Raw genomic sequence first — 23,352 nt, forward strand, 5'->3', positions numbered from 1 at the left:
TGTCTGGCCGTTTCAGCCACTGAGTTAGCTGACATTGGAGCCCAGTAGCGGCCCGACTCATCGATTCCGTCTTTCGGGATTGTGCCCCTTTGAATTGCTTCGATAAATGCGTGAAGGGTAGCAGAGTGAACATTTCGAACGCTGTTTGGTCCATCAAATTGGAATGCTAAACAGAAATCATAAAAAAGGCGCACAGATCGAGCGGCTTTTCGTTTCCATCCAAGTCGTTTGCGGCTTCGGTCTGCAAAGTAATCAATGAGGGGTTGAAATATCTTGGGACCGTCTTCCGTAAACAGCCAAAGCACTGGCAGCGCACTGTCGGGCTGGCGGTCTTTATTGATGCAATAGCACCATGTGATAACGACCGTTAATCTGAGTCAATTCCATCTTGAAACTCCAGATTAGGTAGTTTTGTGAAGGGAGATTTTTTCGAATAGCAAGCGTGGTTATGAGGCTTGACTTCGCGCCGCGGGCAAGAGTGGTCCTTCGCTGCATCAGTGTATTGGTTGATTGGATAGGGGATCAATTGGCCCCCCGCAGGCTGGGCCAAGCTTGAGCTATTTGAGGCCTCCGCGTGACCCAGCCTGCTTATCTCTTAAGTGGCCTTAAGCTGGACTGTTCGAGCGGAGCAATTTTGATCTCTTCCTAATGAGTAGATTTAGGCAGGGTAATTTTGGGTGTTAATTGAGCAGCTGACTTCTAATTTGCAGGTTGAGGGTTCGAGTCCTTCCGGGATCGCCAGTCATCTTTTCAAGCCCAACAAATCCCGCTGATCCGCAAGATTTTACGTCGTGCCTGTTTGTGTTGAAAAAATTATTGCAACCGGTTGCAAAAAGAAACATTGTATCGCCAAGTTAGAGATTCGGGAGAACCGTATGCTGAGAATCGGACTGCTTGGCGCCGGGCGGATTGGCCGGGTGCACGCACAGGCCATCGCCGCGCATCCTCAAAGTCAGCTTTGCGCGGTTTCCGATGCGATTTCCGAGGCAGCTGAAAGCCTTGCTACGGAACAGGGGGCAACGGCCCGCGAGTCTTCGGATATCATCGCCGACCCGTCCATCGATGCGGTGCTGATCGCGACGCCGACGGATACCCATTCTGACCTGATCGAAGCCGCTACGCAGGCCGGTAAGGCAGTTCTGTGCGAAAAACCCGTTGACCTGAGCCTTGAACGAGCGCTGGCGTGCCAGATGGTTGCGGCGGAAACTGGCCAGCCGGTGATGGTCGGGTTCAACCGCCGGTTTGACCCCAGCTTCTCGACCCTGAAAGCGGCCTCCGATCAGGGTGAGATTGGCACGACCGAGATGCTGTCGATCACCTCTTTCGATCCGGCCCCGCCGCCGATCAGCTATGTCAAGGTTTCGGGCGGCCTGTTCCGGGACATGATGATCCATGATTTCGACATGGCGAACTATCTGATGGGCCAGTTGCCGGAACGGATCACCGCTGTTGGTACCTCGATCGTCGACCCCGAGATCGGGCGCGCGGGAGATGTGGATACTGCCGTGGTCACAATGACTTATGCGGATGGCAAAATCGCGGTGATCAAGAACTCACGCCGGGCGGTCTACGGCTATGACCAGCGGATCGAGATGCTGGGCTCGGGCGGGTTGCTGCAGGCCCATAACATTCTTGAAAACGCCGTGGTCAAATCGACGGCCGATGGCGTTACCGGCGCCAAGCCGACATATTTCTTTCTGGAACGCTACATGTCTGCCTATCGCGCGGAATGGGACGCGTTTGTTCAGGCTGTGCTGAGTGGCTCGGCTATGCCAGTGACGCTGGAGGATGGCGTCGCCGCGTTGGCGATGGCCGAGGCCGCGACCCGCTCGGCTCGATCCGGGCAACCGGTCGCAATGGCTGACGTTTTGAAACCGGTTGCAAAATGACCCGATATCCGGAAACTGGGCAAAGCTCCGCCAGATTCCCGGAGCGGAGGAGATTCGGTGAATCCGAATGATTGGGGCTGGAGCCCCGGCAATAAAGACAAACTATTCTAATGGGAGGAGACCAAATGAATAAGTTCGTGAAAGGCGCACTTGCCGCTGGCGCACTGGCCCTGGCCACACCTGCATTTGCGCAGGAAATTGTGGTTGTTTCGCACGGCCAGGCAAATGACGCGTTCTGGAACGTCGTCAAGAACGGCGTTGAACAGGCGGGCAAGGATGTTGGTGTCAACGTGGAATACCGTGCGCCGGAAACCTTCGACATGGTGGCCATGTCGCAGCTGATCGACGCCGCCGTGAACCAAGAACCGGACGGGCTGATCGTTTCGATCCCCGATGCGGACGCGCTTGGCCCGTCAATTGAACGCGCGGTTGCAGCCGGTATCCCAGTAATCTCGATCAACTCGGGTGCCGAAGTTGCTAAAGACCTGGGTGCCCTGCTGCATGTCGGTCAGGATGAATACGACGCCGGCAAGGCCGCTGGCGAAGCGTTGGCATCCATGGGCGGTAGCAACGCGATCTGTGTAAACCACGAAGTAGGCAACGTGTCGCTGGACCTGCGCTGTGAAGGGTTCACCGAAGGCTTTGGCGGTAACGTGACCGTCTTGCCGACCTCGAATGACCCGTCCGAGATTGAATCGAAAGTGGCCGCTGCGTTGGCATCGGATGAGAGTGTCGATACCGTCATGGCTTTGGGTGCCAGCTCAGCGGGTGAGCCCGCCGTTGCAGCCGTCAAAGCCTCGGGTCGGGACGTAAATGTTGCCTCCTTCGACCTGTCTGCCAACTTCCTGCAGTCGGTTGTTGACGGTGACGCGGCCTTTGCCATCGACCAGCAGCAGTATCTGCAGGGCTACCTGGCGGTGAACTTCATGGGGCTGCACGCCAAGTACGGTCTGATGCCGGGTGGCGACGTTCCCTCGGGTCCGAACCTGGTGACCGCTGAAAAGGCCGGTCAAGTGATCGATCTTTCGTCGCAAGGCATCCGCTAAGCCTACCGGACTCTGACAATAGAAGCGGCGCCCAGCGCGCCGTTTCAACCGAATAGGGAGGAAAACATGAGCCAGTCAGCGCCCGTCGCGGCCGACGAAAGGGTCAAAAACGAACCGTTTCTGACCAAGTTAATGAAACGCCCCGAACTTGGTGCCATGGCCGGTGTCGTTCTGGTGTTCATCTTCTTCGCGATCACCGCGGACAGCTCGATGTTCACTCTGGCCGGGGTCATGAACTTCATGACGCCTGCGGCTCAGTTGGGTATTCTGGCCATCGGCGCCGCGCTGTTGATGATCGGCGGAGAGTTCGACCTGTCGATTGGTTCGATGGTCGCATTTTCCGGCCTGTTCTTCGGCGTCTGCGTGGTCACCTGGCAATTGCCACTGATTGCCGCGATCCCGATGACCTTTGTTTTTGCGGCCATGGTCGGTGCGATCAACGGTAATATCGTGATCCGTTCAGGCCTGCCGTCCTTTATCGTGACGCTGGCCTTTCTGTTCATCCTGCGGGGGCTGTCTCTGGTCGGGCTTAAAATGGCGACCGGGGGATCAACCCAATTGCGCGGCGTGCGCGACGCGACGGAAAATGATTGGCTGGCCCCGTTCTTTTCGGGCGAGGCCTTTGGCAGCCTTTTCGCCTGGCTGGCCGAAAAGGGCGTGATCGATACGTTCAAAAGCGGCGCCCCAAAAGTGCCGGGTATCCCGGTCGAGATTCTGTGGTTCATCGTGATGGCGCTGGCCGCGACCTATGTGTTGCTGCGCACCCCGGCGGGGAACTGGATTTTCGCGTCGGGCGGCGACAAGACTGCTGCGTCCAACTCGGGTGTGCCGGTGAACCGCGTCAAGGTCTCGCTGTTTATGCTGACGGCTTGTTGCGCCGCGCTGGTGGCGATCATCACGGTGATGGATGCCGGTTCGACCGATGCCCGCCGCGGCTTCCAAAAGGAATTCGAGGCCATCATCGCGGCCGTGATCGGGGGCTGTCTGCTGACTGGCGGTTATGGCTCGGCTATCGGGGCGTTCTTCGGCTCGATCATCTTTGGCATGGTTGTCATCGGTCTGACCTATACCGACTTTGATCAGGATTGGTTCCAGGTCTTCCTGGGCGCCATGCTGCTGATCGCCGTTCTGTTCAACAACGCGATCCGCAAACGCGTAACCGGGGAGCGCTGATATGACCGAGGATACCAAGTTCCACCACGGCGACGCGACCGACGCGGCCCCCATCGTGGAAATGAAGAACATCGAAAAGCACTTTGGCAACATTATCGCTCTAGCCGGTGTCAGCTTTGACGTCAAACCGGGCGAGTGCCACTGTCTGCTGGGTGATAACGGTGCGGGCAAATCGACCTTCATCAAGACAATGTCCGGGGTGCATAAACCCACTAAGGGCGAAATCTATTTCGAAGGCAAACCACTGCATTTCGACACCCCGCGCGATGCGATGGAGGCGGGCATTGCGACCGTGTTCCAGGACCTTGCGATGATCCCGCTGATGAGTGTGACGCGGAACTTCTTCATGGGGCGCGAGCCAACCAAAGGAAAAGGGCTGCTCAAGCGGTTCGATGTGGAACAGGCCAACGACGTTTGCATGGAAGAGATGCGCAAGATGGGCATCAACCTGCGCGGGCCGGATCAGGCCGTCGGCACCCTGTCGGGCGGGGAACGCCAGACCGTTGCGATTGCGCGCGCGGTCTATTTCGGCGCCAAAATTCTGATCCTGGACGAACCGACCTCGGCCCTTGGTGTGCGCCAAACGTCAAATGTTCTGGCGACCATTGACCGAGTGCGCAGTCAGGGCGTGGGCGTTGTCTTCATCAGCCACAACGTGCGTCACGCGCTGGCTGTGGGCGATCGGTTTACCGTGCTGAACCGGGGCAAGACACTGGGCACCGCAAAACGGGGTGAGATCACGCCCGAGCAGTTGCAGGACCTGATGGCAGGTGGTCAGGAAATGGCCGAGCTGGAAGGCTCGCTGGGTGGAACGGTTTAACACCGTTCCCTCCTCTTTGGGTCCAAGGGTCCAACCTATCGAAATTGCAAGAATGGCCAAAATGGCCTTGTGTTGAAAGGGATCACAATGGGCAAGACAGTCCGACTGACCGCAGCGCAAGCTTTGGTGCGCTATCTGGGCGCGCAAATGAATGAGGCCGGAGAGCCCTTCATCGCAGGGGTTTGGGCCATTTTTGGCCATGGCAACGTGGCCGGGCTGGGTGAGGCATTGCACGCTGTCAAAGACACGCTACCGACCTATCGCGGTCATAATGAACAGACCATGGCGCATTGTGCGATCGCTTATGCCAAACAGATGCGTCGTACGCGAACCATGGCGGTGACCTCCTCGATCGGGCCGGGGGCCACGAACATAGTCACGGCAGCGGCGCTGGCACATGTAAACCGCCTGCCGGTTCTGTTCCTGCCGGGTGATGTTTTCGCAACCCGCGGCCCCGACCCGGTGTTGCAACAGATCGAAAGTTTCGGTGACGGCACGCTCAGCGCCAATGACTGTTTCAAACCCGTCAGCCGCTATTTCGACCGCATTTCCCGGCCCGAACACCTGCTGACTGCATTGCCGCGTGCCTTCCGCACGATGACCGACCCGGCCGATTGCGGACCGGTAACGCTGGCCTTCTGTCAGGACGTGCAGGCCGAGGCTTATGACTATCCCGAAAGCTTCTTTGAGCCGCGCGTCTGGTATCAGCGCCGCATCCGCCCCGATGAAGGCGAACTGGCCCGCGCGGTGGCCGCCATCAAGGCGGCAAAACGCCCGGTCATCGTTGCAGGGGGCGGGGTGCACTACTCGGGCGCAACTGATGCACTGCAGAGCTTTGTTGAAACGCATAACATTCCGATCACCGAGACGCAGGCCGGTAAATCCGCGCTGGCGTGGGATCATCCTCTGAACCTTGGCCCCATCGGCGTGACCGGAGGTGAACCCGCCAACGATGTCTGCGGCGAGGCCGATCTGGTGCTGGGCGTCGGCACGCGCTTTCAGGATTTCACAACCGGCTCGTGGGGTCTGTTCTCGAACCCTGAACGCGAGATGATCAGCCTGAACACCGCCGCCTATGACGCCGAGAAACACGGTGCCATGCCGCTGCAATCCGACGCGCGTGTCGGGCTTGAAGAGTTGGGCGTTGCCCTCCAGGGATACCGTGCCGATCCGGTGGCCGACACGCTGAAGGCAGAATGGTACGGCAAGGTCGACACGCTGACCGACGCGCCGGGTGACGGCAACGCGCTGCCCACCGATATGCAGGTGGTAGGCGCGGTGCAGCGCGCCTCGCATGACGATACAGTTGTGATGTGCGCCGCGGGCACCATGCCGGGTGAATTGCACAAGCTGTGGAAAGCGCCGCGTCCCGGGGCCTATCACATGGAATACGGTTTTAGCTGTATGGGGTATGAGATCGCGGGCGCAATGGGCATCAAGATGGCCCAGCCGGATCGCGACGTGATCTGCTTTACCGGCGACGGCACCTATATGATGGCAAACTCGGAGATGGCCACAGCGGCGATGATGGGGATTTCCTTCACCGTTGTCATCACCGACAACCGGGGCTTTGGATGCATCAACCGGTTGCAGATGGGTACCGGCGGGGCCGAGTTTAACAACCTGCTGGATCATACCGTGCACGAAACTGCGTCAAATATCGACTTTGCCGCCCATGCGGCAGCGATGGGGGCGACTTCGGTCAAGGTCAGCTCGATTGCCGAGCTTGAAGATGCGCTGGCCAAGCGCGGCGACATCAAGGGCCCGTACGTGGTGGTCATCGACACCGATCCCTATCCGTCGACCGAATACGGCGGCACGTGGTGGGAAGTGGCCGTGCCCGAAGTCAGCATCCGCCCCGAAGTGAATGAAAAACGCGCGGCCTATGAAGTTGCACTGAAGGAAAGAAACACCAAATGAGCGTGAAAATCGGCATCTCGCCCATCGCCTGGCAGAATGACGACCTACCGGATTTGACGGCGGCCTATACCATGGAGCAGGCACTGAAAGAGGCGCGCGAGATCGGCTATACCGGCGTCGAACGCGGCCAGCGGATGCCCAGTGACACCGAAGGGCTGCGCGCCTATCTGGACGGCAACGATATTGCGCTGTGTGGCGGCTGGTGCTCGGGTAACACGCTGGTCAATGACTTTGCCACAGAACGCGAGGCTGTACGCGAGCAGGTCGAACAGTTCGTGGCGCTGAACAGCCCCTGCATCGTTTATGCCGAATGCTCCAACACCGTGCAGGGTCAGATCGGAACGCCGGTCAACAATCGCCCGAAACTGTCCAAGGATGAGGTTCTGGCCTACGCGGTCAAGCTGACCGAACTGGCGAAATGGATGGCCGATCAGGGTATGCCGATGGCCTATCACCATCACATGGGCACGATCATCGAAAGCGAGGATGACGTGAACTGGCTGATGGAGGGGGCGGGTCCCGAGGTGAAGCTGTGTTTCGACACCGGCCACCTGTTGTTCGGCGGAGGTGACGTGATGGCGACACTGAACCGCTGGGGTGACCGGGTGCATCACGTGCATTTCAAGGATATCCGCCCGCCGATGGTGCAGGACACGCGCGAGAAAAATCGAAGTTTCCTGGACGCAGTGATCGCCGGAGCCTTTACCGTTCCCAGCGATGGTTGCATCGATTTCCAGGCGGTGGCGAATGCGCTCAAGGCGATGGATTACGAGGGCTGGATCGTGGTCGAGGCCGAACAGGACCCGGCCAAAGCGCCGCCCTATGAATACTCCAAAATGGGCTACGACCACATTGTCGATGTCTGCGGACAAGCAGGATTGGAGATCACGGCGTAACCTATCGCTCGAGGGCACAACACCAAAACCATGAGAAAGGAGCATGTCATGGTGCATCAAGACCTTGGATATGTCGGCTATTTCGACCGGGAATCCTGTGATCTGGATGAATTCAAGGTGTTGACCTCTCAGAACCTGCCGGTCGATGCAGTGCCTCATGCAATGTCGGTTGAAAAGAACGTCCCGATCTATGACATGCAGGCCCTGCGCCCGGTGCTGGAGGACGCCGACCAGCGTCGCGCCCTGTTGTCGGAATGGGGCTGGGTCTTAAGCAAATCGGCGGGTGTGATCGTTTTGAGAGAGGCGTACCCGGATACTTCGGTGATTGACCGGGCCACTGAGGTATTCCGCCAGATCATCGACGAAGAACGCCAAGGCGGGGCGGGAGAGGGCGATCACTTTGCCGCTTCGGGTGCCAATGATCGCGTCTGGAATGCGCTGCAAAAGCAATGCCTGCGCGACCCGGAAGGCTTTGCGCTGTATTTCGGAAACACCGCGATTGCGGCCGCCTGTGAGGCATGGTTGGGCCCCAACTATCAAGTAACCGCGCAGGTCAATCAGGTGCGCCCCGGAGGCAAAGCACAGCAGGCGCACAGAGACTACCACCTGGGGTTTCAAAGCGCCGACAGTGCCGCTCGTTTTCCTGCCCATGCCCATCACCTGACTGCTGCGCTGACTCTGCAGGGGGCCGTTGCCCATTGCGACATGCCGGTGGAAAGCGGCCCGACCCAGTTGCTGCCGTTCTCGCAGCTCTACTCATCGGGCTATCTGGCGTTTCACGATTCCGCGCATCGGGACCATTTTGAAGACGCCTATATTCAACTGCCCTTGGCAAAAGGCGACGCGGTGTTTTTCAACCCGGCGCTGTTCCATGCGGCTGGTGAAAACAGCAGCGCCGATATCGACCGTATGGCGAACTTGCTGCAAATTTCCTCGGCCTTCGGGCGCGCGATGGAAGCGCTGGATCGCCGCGCCATGTCGCAGGCAGTATTCCCCCATCTGATCGCACTGAAACAGCGTGGAGATCTGTCCCAGTCAGAACTGGACGCGGCGATTGCGGCCACCGCCGAAGGCTATCCTTTCCCGACCAATCTGGATACGGACCCTCCGACCGGGGGCAATGCGCCGGAAAGCCAGGCCGATATTCTGCGCCGTGCGGTTTCGGAAAATTGGACCGAGGCGCAACTGGCCGAGACGCTTTCGGCCTTGCGGGCAAGGCAAGCTGCCTGAACCAATATAGGGGTGTGGCATCCGCGCGCCCATCAAGGAGACGACACTATGGCAGACCTGCTCAAGAAACCGTTCGGAACCCGCGGCAAGGTCCACGACATCACCCCTACCAGTGCCGGGTGGCGCTACGTCGGCTTTGGCCTCTACCACCTGCGTGCGGGCGATAGGGCTGCCGAAGTCACCGGTGATCGCGAGATCATTCTCGTCATGGTCGAAGGCAAGGCGCAGATCACCGGGGCCGGGCAGGATTGGGGCGTTCTGGGCGACCGGATGAATGTGTTCGAAAAGACGCCGCCGCATTGCCTGTACCTGCCGAACGGAACCGAATGGGAGGCCGTCGCCGAAACCGATTGCGTCATCGCCGTTTGCTCGGCCCCCGGCAAGGGCGGGCATCAGGCCCGGCGTATCGGCCCGGATGGCATCACCCTGACCGAGCGCGGTAAGGGCGTGAACACGCGCTATATCAACAACATCGCGATGGAGGCCGAAGACTATGCCGACAGCCTGCTGGTGACCGAGGTGTTCACGCCAAACGGCCACTGGTCGTCCTACCCCAGCCACCGTCATGACGAGGATGACTATCCCCGGATCACCTATCTGGAGGAAACCTATTACCACCGCCTCAACCCGGCCAACGGTTTTGGCATCCAGCGGGTCTATACTGATGACGGCCAGTTGGACGAGACAATGGCCGTGTCCGATGGTGATGTTGTGACTGTCCCGCGAGGCCATCACCCTTGCGGTGCGCCATATGGGTTTGAGATGTATTACCTGAACGTCATGGCCGGTCCGCTGCGGAAATGGCGATTTGTACCGGCCCCCGAGGTCGAGTGGATCATGGAGCGTGACGGATGACCCGGGACTTTGCCACCTATCCCAGCCTGAACGGCCAGACAGTCTTCATCACCGGCGGGGCAGGGGGTATCGGGGCAGAAACGGTCCGTGCTTTTGCAGCCCAAGGGGCCAAGGTAGGCTTTCTGGATATCAACGCCGACGCCGGGCATGCTTTGTTGGCGGAGGTGGACGGAGAACACGCCTTCGCCCAATGCGACCTGCGAGACATCGAGGCACTACGTATCGCGTTGACGGAACTTGCGGACGAGCTTGGCGCGGCGCATGTATTGGTCAACAACGCCGCCCATGATGATCGTCACGACTGGCGTGAGGTGACGCCCGAGTATTGGGACGAACGAATGGCAACCAATATCCGCCACATGTTCTTTGCCATCCAATCTGTCGCGCCTGCGATGATCGAACGGGGCGGTGGAGCTATCGTCAACCTCGGGTCAAACTCGTGGTGGGAGGCCGGCGCGGGCTTCCCGGCATACGCCACCGCCAAATCAGCTGTGCATGGCCTGACCCGAACCATGGCGCGCGAGCTGGGCGATCACCGCATCCGCGTGAACACTGTAGTGCCCGGCTGGATCATGACCGAACGCCAGAAGGACCTCTGGGTCACCCCCGAAGCGCTGTCCAAACAAGTTGACCGCCAATGCCTGCCTGATCCGATTGACCCGGTCTATGTGGCGCGGATGGTGGTGTTTTTGGCGTCTGACGATGCCGCCATGTGCAGCGCGGGGAATTTTATGGTCGAAGGCGGATCAATCTGAAAATCTAAATTCCGGAGAGCTGGCATGCCCCAACCGTTCCAACTTTCGGCTTGTGCCGAAATGCTGTGGCTCGACAAGCCAATGAGCTGGCGCGCGGCGCGCCTGACGGAAATGGGGTTTGGCGTTGGCTTGTGGAATTGGCCTGAACTGGATCTTGAAAAACTCAAAGGTATAGGTGCGAATTACACGATCATGAACGGCTACCTTGAGGGCCGTCTTGCAGATGACGAAGGCGCCGAGATACTGCTGAATTCTGCGCGAGAGACGGTGCAGATTGGCAAAAGGCTGGGCGTGGACCGCCTGAACCTGCATGGCACGGGATTGGGTGACGGTGGAGTTCCAATCTGGCAACATGAAACCGTGACCGGAAATATGTGGCTCAGGGCACAGGACACTCTGAACCGTATCTGCGATCTGGCGGAAGATGAAGGCGTTGTATTCACGTTGGAGAATCTGAACCTGCTGGACCACCCCGGTTGTCCATTTGGCTCCACTGAAGATGTTCTGGCGTTGGTTTCTGCAATCGATCGCCCCCAACTACGCATCAGTCTGGATCTGTATCACACGCAGGTGGGAGAGGGCGACCTGATCCGCTGGTGCGAGAAATGCCTGCCTTGGATCGGGGAATTGCAGGTTGCCGATAACCCACGCAGATGCGAACCCGGAACCGGCGAAATCAACTATGCTGCGGTTGCGCGTGCGTTGAATGATATGGGCTACCGTGGACCTGTAGGGATGGAGGCATTCGCGTCGGGCGAACCGGAAGCCGCCCTTGCGGCCTTTCGGGATGCGTTTACCATTTGACTTTTGTCTTTACCTCTGCGGTGGCGCTCCAAATGCACGAATAACGGTGCGGGCGGAGGCTTCGACCGGGTCATGGGTCTCTTTCAGGATGGTGACGCGGTCGAACCTGTCGGGGTCGCGGTTCACTGCTTCGCGTAGCGCGGCGCCGAAGGCCATGCGCAACTCGGTTCCGATGTTGAACTTGCAGATCGAGGTCTCGCGGGCGAGGCGTTTGCGTTGCTCGACCGGCACGCCAGAGCCGCCATGGATCACCAGTGGTACCTCGGTCATTGCGTCGATCTTGCGGATGCGGTCTTCGTCCAGACCACCCTCCTTGTTCTGCTGCAGATGGACGTTGCCGACCGAAATCGCCATTGCATCGACACCACTTTCACGCGCGAATTGCGCCGCCTCGGTCGGGTCGGTACCGTTCGAGCCTTCGCCACCGGAATAGCCGACAAAACCAATCTCGCCTTCGCAGGAGATCCCAGCCGCGTGAGCCATTTCGGCAATCGCCGCCGTTTCGTCAATGTTCTGCTGCAGCGGCTTGCGCGAGCCGTCGAACATCAGCGACGTGAACCCGCTGTCCAGCGCGATCTTGCATTCCTCAAACGTATAGCCGTGGTCCAAATGGGCGACTATGGGGACTGAGGCAGCCTCGGCCAGATGCCGGAACATCTTGCCCAAGACGGGAAGCGGGGTGTGCTCGCGACAACTGGGGCCGGCCTGCAGGATCACGGGGGCGTTTTCCGCCTCGGCTGCGGCCACATAGGCGCGCATATCTTCCCAGCCCAGGGTGACAAGGCCACCAACGGCATAGCCTTGCTCATAAGCCGGAGCCAGAACGTCTTTCAGCGTGACAAGAGTCATTTGAATTTCGCGATCATGTCTTTGATGCCCGGGATCGTTTCGATCTGATAGGCATGGGTCGGTTGGAAATACTGCACCAGCGAGCGCTGACTGAGGCCACCGAGGATGGTGAAGTAGTACATCTCGTACCCCGGCAGGACGCAGCAGGGGTGATAGCCCTTGTCGATGCAGATCGTCGAGCCATCGACGATGTGATAGGCATCGCCCGGTTCGTTGTCTTCGCGCTGCAACATCTGCAGGCCCGACCCCCAGTTGGGTTTGAAGCGGAAGTTGTAGGTCTCATCGTGGCGGCTCTCATCCGGCAGGCGGTTGGTGTCGTGCTTGTGGCTGGGGAAACCGGACCAGCCGCCCTGACCAACGGTGAACAACTCACTGACCAGCAGGCGTCCGACTTTGTCGTGCTGTTTCTGGCCGAGGATGTGCTTGATCTTGCGATGCGTTTTGGTGTCGTCGCTGCCATATTGTACTAGGTCATGCTGGCGGACGTCGAAGGGGTCGAGCACCTTGTCGTATTTAGCACCCGCGATGAAGACTTCGGTCTCGTCGGACACGCAAACCATCTGCGCCTTGGCGCCGACCGGGACGTAAACGCCTTCGGGCTCGCCATCCCAGACATCCTCGCCCCGGTTGCCCAGTTTTGGGAACCGCACGCCTTCGACGTCAACGTCCACACTGCCGGTGGCGGGGACGACGCAGGTTTCGTAGCCCGGTACTTGATACTCGAAAGCCTCGCCGCGGCGCAGTTTAACGATGTTGAAATAGTTCAGCGGCACCTTGGGGTCGTCGGCATCGACGATGGGTTTGTTCTGATTGTCATAGGGCGCGATATGCATAAGAGCCTCCTATGTGGCCGGGCCGGGATGACCGGCAAGGAATGTGTCCAGTTGCTGCGTCGTCGGCATGGCCTGGGCGCAACCGGGTTGCGACACCACGATCGAGGCACAGGCCGAACCGCGCATTACCGCGTCTTTCAGCGCATGCCCTGCTGCGACCGACGCCAGCAAACCAGCCATGAAACTGTCGCCTGCGCCATTGGGTTTGACGGCGGTGACAGGATAGATCCCAGTGCGGATTTCCTGACCGTCCACCAGTGTCACCGCGCCCTGCTCACCCATCTTGTAGATGACGATCCGGCCTGGCGTTTCGGCCAGTTCTTTGGCTTTGGCGAAACCTTTTTCGATGCTTCCGGCCATAAAACCGAACTCTTCATCATTGCCAACGATCAGGTCGCTGGCTTCACCGGCGCGTGACAGCACTTCGGCAGCCACCTCGGGTGAGGGCCAGCTATAGGGGCGATAATCGATGTCGAAGATCACGGGCAATCCAGCTGCGCGGGCGTTGTCAAAAGCGCGGAAAGTGGCGCTGCGCGATGGTTCAGCGGCAAAGACGGTGCCTGCCGAGATCACTGCGGAGAAGGCGGAATAATCGACCTTGTCCATGTCCTCTTCTGTGACCTGAAAATCGACGGCTCCGTTGCGATAGATGACGTTCTGGAAGTTCTCGATCCGGCTTTCATAGACCGCCAGCGACATGCGGTATTCGCCGCCGACAACGCGGATATTCGACGTGTCGACGCCATAGTGGCGCAAGCGATTCAGGCAGAATCGGCCAATTGCATCATCCGAGACCGAGGTGACCAGTGACGCCTGACTGCCCAGCTTGACCAGACCCGCGCAGATATTGGCCGACGACCCGCCCAGATCGGCGTGGAACGTATCGGCGTCTTCGCTTTTGACGCCAATGGGATCGGCAAACATGTCCATACCCGCGCGTCCAAACACGGCGAACCGGTTTCCTTTGATACCGTCTATCAAAGCGCTCACGTCATGTTCCTCCGGCAAGCTGAGGTCGGCAAAGTTTGGACCTTGCGTTGAATCGATTCACACGATACTCATTTTGCAACCGGTTGCAAATGATATGTTCGGAGCCGTGACAGATGCCTGAAATCGGAATTGGAATCGTAGGTGGCGGCTATATGGGCAAGGCCCATTCGGTTGCCATGTCAGCCGTTGGAGCGGTGTTTAATACGGCATTGCGCCCGCGGCTTGAGATGATCTGCGCCTCAAGCTCCGCAAGCGCCGAACGGTATCGTGCGGCCTATGGGTTTAACCGCGCGACCGACGATTGGCGGGTGCTGGTTAACGACCCGGCGGTCGAGGCCATCGTCATCGCCTCGCCCCAGAACACGCACCGCCAGATCGCCGAAGCGGCCTTTGCCCTGGGCAAGCCAGTGCTGTGCGAAAAGCCTCTGGGCGCGTCGATGGCGGATGGTGCGGCGATGGTGGCGGCAGCCGAGGCGGCTGGTGTCGCCAACATGGTCGGCTTCAACTATGCCCGCACACCCGCCACGCAATATGCGCGGAACCTGATCGCCGAGGGGGAATTGGGCGACATCACATGGTTCCGCGGCGAGCATACTGAAGATTTCTATGCTGACCCCGAGGCCCCGGCGACGTGGCGCACAACCGGCATGGCTAACGGTACGATGGGCGATCTGGCGCCGCACATGATCAACGGCGCGCTGGCGTTGATGGGGCCGATTGCCGAGGTCATGGCTGAGGTCGAAACCGTTCACCACACCCGCCCCGGCGGCACCGTGGACAATGACGACCAAGCGCAGATCATGTGCCGGTTTGAAAACGGCGCGATGGGTAACATCCATGTCAGCCGCGTCGCGACGGGCCGCAAAATGGGCTACGCCTACGAAATTTCGGGCACCAAAGGCGCGCTGCGGTTTGATCAGGAAGACCAGAACGCCCTGCGGTTCTATCGCCACGAAGGCCCCGAGGCGCAACGTGGTTTCACCAAGATCCTGACCGGTCCGGCGCATCCGGACTACGAACCCTTCTGTCAGGGTCCGGGCCACGGAACCGGCTATCAGGACCAGATCATCATCGAGGCCAAGGATTTCCTGCAGGCGATCCATACCGGGCAACCCATCTGGCCAACCTTTCACGACGGGCACGAGGTTAACCGTGTCGTCGCTGCTGCGCTGGCGTCATCCCAGCAGCGGCAATGGCAAAATATCCGCGATTTCTGATCGCAAACGGCAAAACACGTAAGAGAGACGAATACCATGGCAAAGCTGAAATGGGGCATGATTGGTGGTGGCGAAGGCAGCCAGATCGGGCCCGCACACCGTCTTGGGGCTCAGGCGGACGGCATGTTCGAATTCGCAGCCGGAGCGTTGGACCACCGCCCCGAAGCAGGCCGGGAATACGCGCAGCGGCTTGGAGTTGCCGCCGACCGCGCCTATGGCAATTGGCAAGAGATGCTGGCCGGTGAAAAAGACCGCACTGACCGCATTGATCTGGTGACGATTGCCACGCCGAACTCGACCCATTTCGAAATCGCCAAGGCCTTCCTAGAGGCCGGGTTTAACGTGCTGTGTGAAAAACCGATGACCATGACTGTGGAAGAGGGCGAAGAGATTGTCCGCGTTGCCGAAGCCTCGGGCAAAATCTGCGCGGTGAACTATTGCTACTCTGCCTATCCGATGGTGCGGCAGGCGCGCGCGATGGTACGGTCGGGCGACATCGGCAAGGTGCGGCTGGTCGTCACCAATTTCAGCCATGGTCATCATGGTGACGCCACCGATGCCGACAATCCGCGCGTGCGCTGGCGCTATGACCCGGCGATGGCCGGGGTCTCGGGCCAGTTCGCCGATTGCGGTATTCACGCGCTACACATGGCCAGCTTCATTTGCGATGATGAGGTCAAGACCCTGTCCGCTGACATGGCCTCGACCATTTCCAGCCGCGAGTTGGAAGACGACGCCATGATCAATTTCCGCATGGAGTGTGGCACGGTGGGCCGTCTGTGGACCTCATCCGTGGCCATCGGGCGGCAGCATGGGTTCGATATCCAGGTGTTTGGTGAAACCGGCGGTCTGCGGTGGGCTTCAGAACAACCCAACCAGTTGATCTTTACCCCGGTCGGCGGGCGCACTCAGATCATCGAAAAAGGCGAGGGTGGCCTGCATGATGAGGTGCAGCGTTTGTCCCGCGTGGCCATTGCGCATCCCGAAGGTTTTCCGCTGGCCGTCGCGAACATCTATTGCGATCTGGCCGATGCGATCCGGGGCGAGGTCCGTGACGGTCTGCCCGGCGCGTCTGACGGTGTTCGCTCGATTGCAGCTGTGCACGCGGCCGTGGCGTCGGGCAAGGAAGACGGCGCCTGGAAAGACGCGCGCCCGCCGATGTTCCGTTGATCAGGTGCGGGGCCGCAGCGTGCCCCTCTCAATCACCCGGCAGGGGAAAATCCGCGCTTCGGGATAGCGTTTGGGGTCTTTCAGCATTTCTTCGACCAGATCGACGGAAGAGGTAATTATTTGCTTGATTGGCTGGTGAATGGTGGTCAAGTCGATGTTTTCCCAACGCGACATCTCCATATCGTTCAGGCCGATAATGCCGATGTCCGCGCCCGGTTTCAGCCCGTGGTCGCGCAGGGCTGACAGCGCGCCGATCGACAGAATATCGTCCCCGCAGAAGTATCCTTCGGCCGGGGTGCCAACCAGCAGGCGCAGCATCTCGGTGCGCCCGGCCTCAAAGGAATAGGCCCCGGCGAAGGAATGCGAGACCTTAAGGCCGGGATACTTTTCAACCTCTTCCATAAAGCCGCGATACCGGTCCATGGCCGAGGTTGCATCCTGCGGCCCGCCCAGATACCCAACGCGCCGGTAGCCGCGCGCCAGCAGTTCCCGCGCGGCCATGCGTCCGCATTCCACATTGTCGATTCCCACCACGTGCACCTCGGGCGAGGTGGCCGATCGACCGAAGGTATGCACCACAGGTACGCCCGCGTCATGAAACGCCTTGGCAAAGCTGGGCGGTAAGGTCGATGAGGCAACGATGGCCGCATCCACCGAATACTGCCGCAGCATCCGCACCGAATTGGCCGGTTCGGTTTCGTCCGTCAGGTTTACGATCAGCGGTCGCAACCCGCGTTCCTGCAGGGCGCGGGTAAATTGGTCGAACACCTCAAGGAATATCGGGTTATGGAAGTTGTTCGAGATTAGCCCGATCAGCTTGGTCCGCCCGGTGGTCAGCGACGAGGCGAGAGCGTTCGGGCTGTAGCCCAGCTCTTTTGCGGCTTTTTCGACCTTGCTGCGGGTCTTGGCGGATACCGAGGCACCCTCGGTAAAGGTGCGCGACACGGCCGAGCGGGACACGCCGGCCAATGCGGCGACGTCTTTCAGGGTGACACTCATGGATGGCTCCCACGAGTTATGGGAAAGCTGACAAGCGATTTCATGAAAGAAATACTACGCCTCCATGATCGAAACTTGCAATCGGTTGCAAAATCAATCTGCAATTTGCCCAGACACCGTGTCTTTTGCGTGGTTTGAGAGGAGGTGGTGGGTGATGAGGGACTCGAACTCCCGACGCATCGTTAAAAATCAATGGCTTACGGATGTGTTTGTAACCATGTAACCGGCCCTAAAATGGGCCGGATGACGTTGCGTAAAGGTGGTCGCTCTGAGCGTCTAATATCTATTAACAAGGTTTAAGCGGCCTAACGCCTAAGCGGGATGCTAGAAATTCTCACACGCGAGAACCCGTCGCTTACCCCGGCTTGAGTCAACGCACCGCCCAGAGCGTCATAAATCGTATATGCAGCATTAGTTGGGCCGATAATTATCTCTTCCAGTAGATCAGGAATAGTTGCGCCGACAAATCCCTCGTCGGGATAGTCCATCAAGGGAAATTTGTAGACCCTCTGCGGAACTCCATTAACTACTTCCAAATCAAACTTCACCTTATCGGTAGGAAACATAGTGGGCGACAGAATTACGCGCCATTCCCTCTCTTCTGCGAACCCCGGATGCTTTGTCGACAGCGCTGAAAAATGAAAGATGTTCTCAAATATTATCTTAACTTGTTCGCCGCCTAGTTGGCGCGCTAGTTCCATATTTTGTTCAAACGCATCCACCACTTTGGAGAACTCTTGAACAAACCGATCATGGTCCCCATAGAAAACCGGGCTTGTAAAAGCATTAGTTGCAGTCGACTCTCTGAGAAAAGGGCCGTTGTTCATGACTAGCGCGACATTCGTGTTTCCACCGTAAGCTCGCCACATAGAGAGGCGACCGTATTTGTCCTCATCAATGGTTCCATTTCCATGCTCGCTTACTGAGATTATGAAGCTCTCTCTTTCGCGATCGAATCCACGTTCATCGAATGACTTCGCCAATCGGTCTACCAGCCCAGCTTCTATCCCTTCCAACAGTCCCTTGAATCTTGCCCCCTGCGTCTTGTCATTCCAAGCGGCTGCCAAACATGATTGACCATGCTGAACTTCCGAGAAGTCGTTCATTTCGGACGCATTGCGCATCCAGACCTTTTGATTCTGAATAATGCTCAATGCGTTTGATGCACTTGTGTAATGCACAAATTTAGTTCCGCTCGACTTGACTTGATTCATCTTTTGAACGGTGTATGGGGAGACTTTTTCCCAAAAATCTCTGATTAGTTCTTCGCTCATTATCGCGCCTAGTTTAGCCTTATGAATTTCATTGCCGTAGTGCTCTTCTATGCCCCGTCACGTCAACATATAGGCAGTGTTTTGGGTTTCTTTTGCAACGGGATTGAGGTTCGATGTCGGTGTTATTTGGGCAATAGGTCAATGAGAAAAGCTGCTTTTTCTTTAGCTATTTCTGCCGCGCCCCAAGCTTTATCTGTCCAATACACAGCGTTTATTGTGCGGTCGGCAACTCCAAGCAACTCCTTCCAGAATGGATACGTTTCCGGCTTGCGACCACGCTATCGAAGTGGTGCCGCAAGACAGGGTGGCCGCTGTGCCGGATCAGGCGGCCATTGACGGCCCGTTCCAAGTCACCAATCGCTACACCCATCGAAAGGGGCGCTTGGCGCAGTTCGATCACCGGTAATCCGTCGTCGTGCAAGTGCTGCATGATCTGGCGGGCAAGGTGGGGGTCAAAGGCGATTTCTTGCACGTCATGGCGCGCTGCCAGTTCGCGCAGGTGATCTTCCACGGCTTCAGGGTCGATGATCGGGCCGGGTGTGGCTGTGACCAAACCGTCATCACGCCAACGCTCATAGGGAACGCGGTCACGGTCACTGCGCTCTTTGAGGTCTTCACCGGGCACAAAGAACCAAGGCTTGATTGTGATTTGATCATCGTCGTGCCGCCACGCTGCCACCACGGCAGCCGTGTCGCCATTCTTGGCCATGTCCACACCAACCCAGCACGGCAGAGCTTCAAGGTCGGTCTCATCGTCATCGAATTGCCGGGCGTCGTAGGTCGCCATGCTGAACAGCGGATCACGGCTGTTACCGTGCCAGATGTTCAGGTTGTATTGCTGAAAACTGTAGCGCTCTGCCGGGTGATCTTTAGCTTCCTTCGCCAATGAGCGCAGACCGGACAGGCTGGGAAACCCATGTTTCAGGCCGGGGTTAACCCGGTGCCATACGTCTTCATCCTGCCAATCGTCATCAGGTTCCGCGGCAAAGATGATTGGCAAAAACTCGGGGTTGTCGATCTCACCCAGAGCGACGCGCCGGGCATAGTCATATTGCTCTGCAGCAAGCGTTTCATGACCGCGACCTGCCGTGGTGGCGATGACCAACAGGCTATCGTCAGTCTTAGCGAGACCCGACTTCAGAGCTTCCCACAGATCCCGCCCTTTCCATGCGTGAATTTCATCAGCCAGGACGAAAGCCGGGGTGGTGCCGTGCTGGGCGCGGCCATCACTGGACACTGCGCGCAATCGGGCGCGGCTTTTTAGATCGGTTATCTGTTTCGCGCCAAACATCGCGTCATGGATTTTTGTTGCTGCGATAAGGCGATTGTCTTCACGGATAATGTCTGCGGCTTCCCGAAAGCCGATACTGGCCTGATCTCGATCACACGCGGCAAAGATCACCTGACCAGCAGGCACCTTTTCAGGGCCGATCACATGCAGCAGCGACAAGGCACCAGCCAAGCTCGTTTTCCGATTGCCACGGGGCAGCATCAGAAACACCGTTTTGACGATCCGGCGGCCATCAGCGTGGCGAGGCCCATAGATGCGCCGCACAATCCGTTCCTGAAACGGTGCAAGCTGAAACGCTCGGGGGTGTCTGTTCACGTTTGCGGCTTTGGGCGCGCGGTTGTCATTCACCGCAGCCGGGTGGCGCAAGCGCTTCAAGAAAGTGACGTTCTGTTCACCGCAGCCCAAAGGGTCCGGTATCGGGCTGTTGTCAAAGACCCAGTGCGGATAGGTGCTGGCTACGCTCATGGTCACACCAACAACGGGTTATCGTCGTCATCGTAATCAGATTGAACAGCACCGATCCGGGCGCGGCTGGTCGGAGTGAGGCCGTATTCGGCGGCAAGTTGTTTAGCGGTCTGTATGTAGCGGATTTGAAGCCCGCCCAATTTCAGATCAGGCAAGACGCCTGCGCTCATCGTGTCTGCTATCAATCTCGATGCACCAACGGCAACGCAATAAGCCTCAACCCCGGCCATGTCTGCCTTAGTGATAACACGCCGGGCGATGAGCTGGGGCATGATGCGCTTCCACTCTGCCTTGGCGTGCGCAGACAGGTATTTCGGCACCGGCGGCGCTTTCGTCAGAGCTTCGGCATCAGGGGAAAGGGGCGGTTTCACACCGCGCGAATGCACGCTCATGTCGCCACCACAGAACAGCGCAGCTCAAGGCCGCGTTTCCGGCCCAGCTCGGCAATCTCGTCAATGTCAAAGGTGATGCCGTCATAGGTCACTCGGTCAGCCGTGGTGATCCCGCTCAGATACCGGATGCGGAATACCGCGCCGCCTGCATCACCTTCACCGAACCCGGTCAGGTATTCTTCGGCGCTGAACTGCACAAGTTCTGCCCGGACGGTTGCAATGGGTGCCCATGTTCTCCTTGCAGTCCCAGACGCCGCCACAGTCTTTGTGCCGCGCTCAATAGCGATCTGCCGATCTAGTTTGCCCGCTCGAATCATGCTCACGGCCTCCACCGAACAACGCCCGAAACCGTAGCAACGCCGTGGCAGTATGCCTTGTCGGGATCAGGATCGCGCATGTAGTTGAAGCTGGGGCGTTCGTAAGCATTGATATCGTTTTCAACGCATTCGGGTGCATCCCACAGTGTATGAGCGATACCGGCACCGACCTGCCGGGCTTTATCTGCTCCGTCTTCAATCGCCCATACATGCAGGTCAAGATAAACCCGGGTCAGATACCACTCACCGCAACGGCCAAGATTTACCGTTTGCGGCGGGGCGATCATGATACAAGGCAGATCGTCGGGGCGAGTTGAGCCAGCTTCTATATGATCAGCGGGAACGAGGTCGGTCACATCCGAATTGGCGATCAGGGCCGATCTGATTTGTGTCTGAAATTCAATGTCAGGGCTGATCACGATTTGCCCTCCGCAGCTTTCTTGATTGCCTGACCGATCACACGGTTGATGCGCCGTTGCGCCCGGGGTTTTGCCAGTCGGGCACCGGGCCGCATGAACGGCTGTGCCTCCTGTTTGACGGTTCCAAATTCCTGCAAGTGGCCGTGCCGCACGTCTTCATTGCCAACCGTCACAAGTGCCTGATTGGGGCCAGCGGTGCGCCTGCCGCCGCCCTCTGCATAGGCCGGGGTGGTCTCGCCCGGTGCGGTAACTTCGATGGATTCAACCAAGTCGCCTTTGTCTCTTGGGGCCAGAGCGCGCATTGCGGCGGCGTATTCTTCGGCACCTTTGACAAGGGCAGGACGCACAGCCTTAACCACCTCGTTCGGAATGGCATTCAGGCGGGCGCTCAGGATGTTCGATTGCTCGGTCAGGCTCTTATTCTTGGACATAGCCAGTCACCGGCTTCTTGTAAGGGGAAAGCAGCTCACGCACACCAAAGGGCACTGGGGCGGTAGTCATGCCGAAGGACGCGGCCTCACGTTGCTCATACCAGTAGGCCGCAAGCTGCAAAGCGGCTTCGGTCAGGGGCGCTTCATCAGCCACAAAGGGTGTTCCGGTGTAGTGGCCGATCCACGTTTCAGCGGCGTCCAGCTTGTGCGCCAGCAGGGCGTCATCAAGATCATGATCAAGGTTGAGCTGCGATTTCAGCAGCGCAACAGGTGTCAGTGCGGCCATCAGCTCGCCTCTCTTTCTGAAAAAGTTATTTTCGGTGTGTCTTGTGCGGAGGTCCCCCCGCCGGTCCCCTCAGAACCCCCAAAGTTCGAACCCACCCCCGGTCTGGTGAGTTTCCGGCGGCGCGTGGCATTCGGTTGACCAAGATCAGCAATGCTGCGCTGTCGCTTGGTCATTGCCGTTCGATTGGTTTTGTTTTTGGTCGCCAGTTCTTCAGGGGATGGTGCATCTGCGATCAGCTTGCGCATTCGATCCATCACAAAGGACAGGTCCATGCCTGCCAAAGCACAGACAGTATCAAGGCTCTGTGTTGGCTGAGTGAGATAGCGTCTGGCCGCTCTGATCTCGCCCATCTTATTCTCTGGTCCGGTGACACCAATCGGGCCGTTCAGTGCGTCATCGACTACGCGCAATAAGACTTCCTGCCACAACGCTTTTTCGGGGTTGTAGCTCATGGGTAACGCTCCATACTGAGGCGCAGAACAAGTGCCGATTCAAGGCGCACGATCTGGCAATACAAAAAGGAATTGCGACTATGGAATTCGCTCAGATCAGTGAGGCTATTGGCCTTGCGAGCAGCGCGGTTGGGCTTACTGGGAAAGCGGCGGATACGGTAGAAGCTATTAAGGGCCTCTGGAGTTCTGATGCTGCTCCGGACACGGACAAGACAGCGCAATTGCTCAACACACTGGCGGGTGAGCTCACCAGCGCCAACATGATGAATGTTCAGCTCAGCGAGGCGCTTAAGACCTTGAGCCAAGAGCTGCTTCGACAAGATGAGTTCGAGAGAGAGAAAGCCCGGTATGAACTTGTCCAAACCAGTCGATACGACGTAGTTTTCAAACTTAAAGAAGACGCTGCGGACGGGCAGCCGATCCACTTTGTTTGCCCGGTCTGCCTCAATCGAGACAAGCTGATTAGCTATGTCACTGGCGATGATTTCAATAAAAGGTGCCAGACCAACCGTTCTCATCAATACCAATTTCAGAAAGCGACACCACTTGCGATGGGCAATAGCGGCGGGTTTTAATTGA

Annotated in this window: 25 protein-coding genes; 13 read left to right on the forward strand and 12 right to left on the reverse strand. The window is 58.3% G+C overall.

What is annotated here, in order from left to right:
• Window positions 1-875: 875 nt before the first annotated feature.
• The 10 genes from iolG to ACR0ER_RS09280 all read left to right on the forward strand — a co-directional run bounded on the left by iolG (window position 876) and on the right by ACR0ER_RS09280 (window position 11,388).
• A complete protein-coding gene (gene iolG, locus ACR0ER_RS09235; RefSeq protein ID WP_480768657.1) occupies window positions 876-1,889 on the forward strand; it encodes an inositol 2-dehydrogenase in 1,014 nt (337 codons plus the stop codon).
• A 125-nt stretch (window positions 1,890-2,014) separates the two neighbouring features.
• A complete protein-coding gene (locus tag ACR0ER_RS09240) occupies window positions 2,015-2,935 on the forward strand; it encodes a sugar ABC transporter substrate-binding protein (protein WP_480768658.1) in 921 nt (306 codons plus the stop codon).
• Window positions 2,936-3,001: 66 nt separating this feature from the next.
• Entirely contained in the window at window positions 3,002-4,108 is a 1,107-nt protein-coding gene (locus ACR0ER_RS09245; protein WP_480768659.1) for an ABC transporter permease, read from the forward strand.
• Window position 4,109: 1 nt separating this feature from the next.
• Entirely contained in the window at window positions 4,110-4,928 is an 819-nt protein-coding gene (locus tag ACR0ER_RS09250) for an ATP-binding cassette domain-containing protein (protein WP_480768660.1), read from the forward strand.
• 87 nt (window positions 4,929-5,015) lie between these two features.
• Complete coding sequence (gene iolD, locus ACR0ER_RS09255) at window positions 5,016-6,848, forward strand: 3D-(3,5/4)-trihydroxycyclohexane-1,2-dione acylhydrolase (decyclizing) (RefSeq protein WP_480768661.1); 1,833 nt, start codon at window positions 5,016-5,018, stop codon at window positions 6,846-6,848.
• The gene (iolE, locus tag ACR0ER_RS09260; protein ID WP_480768662.1) at window positions 6,845-7,744 is read left to right on the forward strand and encodes a myo-inosose-2 dehydratase; all 900 of its coding nucleotides are present in this window, start codon (window positions 6,845-6,847) and stop codon (window positions 7,742-7,744) included. Before iolD ends, iolE begins: the two co-directional genes overlap by 4 nt.
• A gap of 48 nt (window positions 7,745-7,792) precedes the next feature.
• Entirely contained in the window at window positions 7,793-8,974 is a 1,182-nt protein-coding gene (locus ACR0ER_RS09265; protein WP_480768663.1) for a phytanoyl-CoA dioxygenase family protein, read from the forward strand.
• A gap of 48 nt (window positions 8,975-9,022) precedes the next feature.
• On the forward strand, window positions 9,023-9,829 hold the full coding sequence (gene iolB / locus ACR0ER_RS09270; protein WP_480768664.1) for a 5-deoxy-glucuronate isomerase: 807 nt from the start codon (window positions 9,023-9,025) through the stop codon (window positions 9,827-9,829).
• A complete protein-coding gene (locus ACR0ER_RS09275; protein ID WP_480768665.1) occupies window positions 9,826-10,584 on the forward strand; it encodes an SDR family NAD(P)-dependent oxidoreductase in 759 nt (252 codons plus the stop codon). Before iolB ends, ACR0ER_RS09275 begins: the two co-directional genes overlap by 4 nt.
• 24 nt (window positions 10,585-10,608) lie before the next feature.
• Window positions 10,609-11,388 (forward strand): TIM barrel protein, encoded by a 780-nt coding sequence (locus tag ACR0ER_RS09280; RefSeq protein ID WP_480768666.1) that lies wholly within the window; start codon window positions 10,609-10,611, stop codon window positions 11,386-11,388.
• Window positions 11,389-11,397: 9 nt separating this feature from the next.
• Here ACR0ER_RS09280 and ACR0ER_RS09285 read toward each other — a convergent pair whose 3' ends face one another.
• From ACR0ER_RS09285 to iolC, 3 genes are read right to left on the reverse strand one after another with little or no spacing between them, the layout of a single operon-like run.
• On the reverse strand, window positions 11,398-12,237 hold the full coding sequence (locus ACR0ER_RS09285; protein WP_480768667.1) for a class II fructose-bisphosphate aldolase: 840 nt from the start codon (window positions 12,235-12,237) through the stop codon (window positions 11,398-11,400).
• The gene (locus ACR0ER_RS09290; RefSeq protein ID WP_480768668.1) at window positions 12,234-13,070 is read right to left on the reverse strand and encodes a 5-deoxy-glucuronate isomerase; all 837 of its coding nucleotides are present in this window, start codon (window positions 13,068-13,070) and stop codon (window positions 12,234-12,236) included. Before ACR0ER_RS09290 ends, ACR0ER_RS09285 begins: the two co-directional genes overlap by 4 nt.
• A gap of 9 nt (window positions 13,071-13,079) precedes the next feature.
• The gene (gene iolC / locus ACR0ER_RS09295; protein ID WP_480768669.1) at window positions 13,080-14,060 is read right to left on the reverse strand and encodes a 5-dehydro-2-deoxygluconokinase; all 981 of its coding nucleotides are present in this window, start codon (window positions 14,058-14,060) and stop codon (window positions 13,080-13,082) included.
• A 113-nt stretch (window positions 14,061-14,173) separates the two neighbouring features.
• Here iolC and ACR0ER_RS09300 point away from each other — a divergent pair, with 113 nt between their 5' ends.
• Both ACR0ER_RS09300 and ACR0ER_RS09305 read left to right on the forward strand, forming a co-directional pair.
• A complete protein-coding gene (locus tag ACR0ER_RS09300; protein WP_480768670.1) occupies window positions 14,174-15,277 on the forward strand; it encodes a Gfo/Idh/MocA family protein in 1,104 nt (367 codons plus the stop codon).
• A gap of 36 nt (window positions 15,278-15,313) precedes the next feature.
• Entirely contained in the window at window positions 15,314-16,447 is a 1,134-nt protein-coding gene (locus ACR0ER_RS09305; protein ID WP_480768671.1) for a Gfo/Idh/MocA family protein, read from the forward strand.
• Here the strand turns inward: ACR0ER_RS09305 and ACR0ER_RS09310 are convergent, their stop codons facing one another.
• From ACR0ER_RS09310 to ACR0ER_RS09350, 9 genes are all read right to left on the reverse strand, one after another.
• Window positions 16,448-17,446, reverse strand: coding sequence for a LacI family DNA-binding transcriptional regulator (locus tag ACR0ER_RS09310; RefSeq protein ID WP_480768672.1), 999 nt, complete (start codon window positions 17,444-17,446; stop codon window positions 16,448-16,450).
• Window positions 17,447-17,751: 305 nt separating this feature from the next.
• Window positions 17,752-18,720 carry a DUF2971 domain-containing protein gene (locus ACR0ER_RS09315; RefSeq protein WP_480768673.1) on the reverse strand — a complete coding sequence of 323 codons (969 nt, stop codon included), beginning with the start codon at window positions 18,718-18,720 and terminating at the stop codon, window positions 17,752-17,754.
• A gap of 211 nt (window positions 18,721-18,931) precedes the next feature.
• Window positions 18,932-20,476: a terminase large subunit gene (locus ACR0ER_RS09320; protein WP_480768674.1), complete on the reverse strand. Its 1,545-nt coding sequence runs from the start codon at window positions 20,474-20,476 to the stop codon at window positions 18,932-18,934.
• 2 nt (window positions 20,477-20,478) lie between these two features.
• On the reverse strand, window positions 20,479-20,868 hold the full coding sequence (locus ACR0ER_RS09325; RefSeq protein WP_480768675.1) for a P27 family phage terminase small subunit: 390 nt from the start codon (window positions 20,866-20,868) through the stop codon (window positions 20,479-20,481).
• Window positions 20,865-21,185, reverse strand: coding sequence for a phage head closure protein (locus ACR0ER_RS09330; protein WP_480768709.1), 321 nt, complete (start codon window positions 21,183-21,185; stop codon window positions 20,865-20,867). Before ACR0ER_RS09330 ends, ACR0ER_RS09325 begins: the two co-directional genes overlap by 4 nt.
• Before the next feature lie 2 nt (window positions 21,186-21,187).
• A complete protein-coding gene (locus tag ACR0ER_RS09335; protein ID WP_480768676.1) occupies window positions 21,188-21,604 on the reverse strand; it encodes a DUF3168 domain-containing protein in 417 nt (138 codons plus the stop codon).
• Window positions 21,601-22,035 carry an HK97-gp10 family putative phage morphogenesis protein gene (locus ACR0ER_RS09340; protein WP_480768677.1) on the reverse strand — a complete coding sequence of 145 codons (435 nt, stop codon included), beginning with the start codon at window positions 22,033-22,035 and terminating at the stop codon, window positions 21,601-21,603. Before ACR0ER_RS09340 ends, ACR0ER_RS09335 begins: the two co-directional genes overlap by 4 nt.
• On the reverse strand, window positions 22,022-22,321 hold the full coding sequence (locus ACR0ER_RS09345) for a head-tail connector protein (RefSeq protein WP_480768678.1): 300 nt from the start codon (window positions 22,319-22,321) through the stop codon (window positions 22,022-22,024). The genes ACR0ER_RS09340 and ACR0ER_RS09345 overlap by 14 nt, the downstream gene beginning before the upstream one ends.
• On the reverse strand, window positions 22,321-22,773 hold the full coding sequence (locus tag ACR0ER_RS09350) for a hypothetical protein (RefSeq protein ID WP_480768679.1): 453 nt from the start codon (window positions 22,771-22,773) through the stop codon (window positions 22,321-22,323). Before ACR0ER_RS09350 ends, ACR0ER_RS09345 begins: the two co-directional genes overlap by 1 nt.
• Window positions 22,774-22,853: 80 nt before the next feature.
• On the opposite strand from ACR0ER_RS09350, the gene ACR0ER_RS09355 reads away from it, so the two are divergent.
• Window positions 22,854-23,348: a hypothetical protein gene (locus tag ACR0ER_RS09355; protein ID WP_480768680.1), complete on the forward strand. Its 495-nt coding sequence runs from the start codon at window positions 22,854-22,856 to the stop codon at window positions 23,346-23,348.
• Window positions 23,349-23,352: the final 4 nt, after the last annotated feature.

It is taken from the genome of Ruegeria sp. CH8, assembly GCF_056536985.1.

Excerpts from the sequence above, each read along its gene's own strand:
- ACR0ER_RS09315 (WP_480768673.1), bottom strand. The coding sequence starts at position 18,720 with ATGAGCGAAGAACTAATCAGAGATTTTTGGGAAAAAGTCTCCCCATAC.
- iolB (WP_480768664.1), top strand. The coding sequence starts at position 9,023 with ATGGCAGACCTGCTCAAGAAACCGTTCGGAACCCGCGGCAAGGTCCAC.
- ACR0ER_RS09250 (WP_480768660.1), top strand. The coding sequence starts at position 4,110 with ATGACCGAGGATACCAAGTTCCACCACGGCGACGCGACCGACGCGGCC.
- ACR0ER_RS09280 (WP_480768666.1), top strand. The coding sequence starts at position 10,609 with ATGCCCCAACCGTTCCAACTTTCGGCTTGTGCCGAAATGCTGTGGCTC.
- ACR0ER_RS09310 (WP_480768672.1), bottom strand. The coding sequence starts at position 17,446 with ATGAGTGTCACCCTGAAAGACGTCGCCGCATTGGCCGGCGTGTCCCGC.
- ACR0ER_RS09355 (WP_480768680.1), top strand. The coding sequence starts at position 22,854 with ATGGAATTCGCTCAGATCAGTGAGGCTATTGGCCTTGCGAGCAGCGCG.
- ACR0ER_RS09240 (WP_480768658.1), top strand. The coding sequence starts at position 2,015 with ATGAATAAGTTCGTGAAAGGCGCACTTGCCGCTGGCGCACTGGCCCTG.
- ACR0ER_RS09340 (WP_480768677.1), bottom strand. The coding sequence starts at position 22,035 with ATGTCCAAGAATAAGAGCCTGACCGAGCAATCGAACATCCTGAGCGCC.
- ACR0ER_RS09245 (WP_480768659.1), top strand. The coding sequence starts at position 3,002 with ATGAGCCAGTCAGCGCCCGTCGCGGCCGACGAAAGGGTCAAAAACGAA.
- ACR0ER_RS09350 (WP_480768679.1), bottom strand. The coding sequence starts at position 22,773 with ATGAGCTACAACCCCGAAAAAGCGTTGTGGCAGGAAGTCTTATTGCGC.
- iolG (WP_480768657.1), top strand. The coding sequence starts at position 876 with ATGCTGAGAATCGGACTGCTTGGCGCCGGGCGGATTGGCCGGGTGCAC.
- ACR0ER_RS09300 (WP_480768670.1), top strand. The coding sequence starts at position 14,174 with ATGCCTGAAATCGGAATTGGAATCGTAGGTGGCGGCTATATGGGCAAG.
- iolD (WP_480768661.1), top strand. The coding sequence starts at position 5,016 with ATGGGCAAGACAGTCCGACTGACCGCAGCGCAAGCTTTGGTGCGCTAT.
- ACR0ER_RS09330 (WP_480768709.1), bottom strand. The coding sequence starts at position 21,185 with ATGATTCGAGCGGGCAAACTAGATCGGCAGATCGCTATTGAGCGCGGC.
- ACR0ER_RS09290 (WP_480768668.1), bottom strand. The coding sequence starts at position 13,070 with ATGCATATCGCGCCCTATGACAATCAGAACAAACCCATCGTCGATGCC.
- ACR0ER_RS09320 (WP_480768674.1), bottom strand. The coding sequence starts at position 20,476 with ATGAGCGTAGCCAGCACCTATCCGCACTGGGTCTTTGACAACAGCCCG.
- iolE (WP_480768662.1), top strand. The coding sequence starts at position 6,845 with ATGAGCGTGAAAATCGGCATCTCGCCCATCGCCTGGCAGAATGACGAC.
- ACR0ER_RS09265 (WP_480768663.1), top strand. The coding sequence starts at position 7,793 with ATGGTGCATCAAGACCTTGGATATGTCGGCTATTTCGACCGGGAATCC.
- ACR0ER_RS09285 (WP_480768667.1), bottom strand. The coding sequence starts at position 12,237 with ATGACTCTTGTCACGCTGAAAGACGTTCTGGCTCCGGCTTATGAGCAA.
- ACR0ER_RS09275 (WP_480768665.1), top strand. The coding sequence starts at position 9,826 with ATGACCCGGGACTTTGCCACCTATCCCAGCCTGAACGGCCAGACAGTC.
- ACR0ER_RS09345 (WP_480768678.1), bottom strand. The coding sequence starts at position 22,321 with ATGGCCGCACTGACACCTGTTGCGCTGCTGAAATCGCAGCTCAACCTT.
- ACR0ER_RS09325 (WP_480768675.1), bottom strand. The coding sequence starts at position 20,868 with ATGAGCGTGCATTCGCGCGGTGTGAAACCGCCCCTTTCCCCTGATGCC.
- ACR0ER_RS09305 (WP_480768671.1), top strand. The coding sequence starts at position 15,314 with ATGGCAAAGCTGAAATGGGGCATGATTGGTGGTGGCGAAGGCAGCCAG.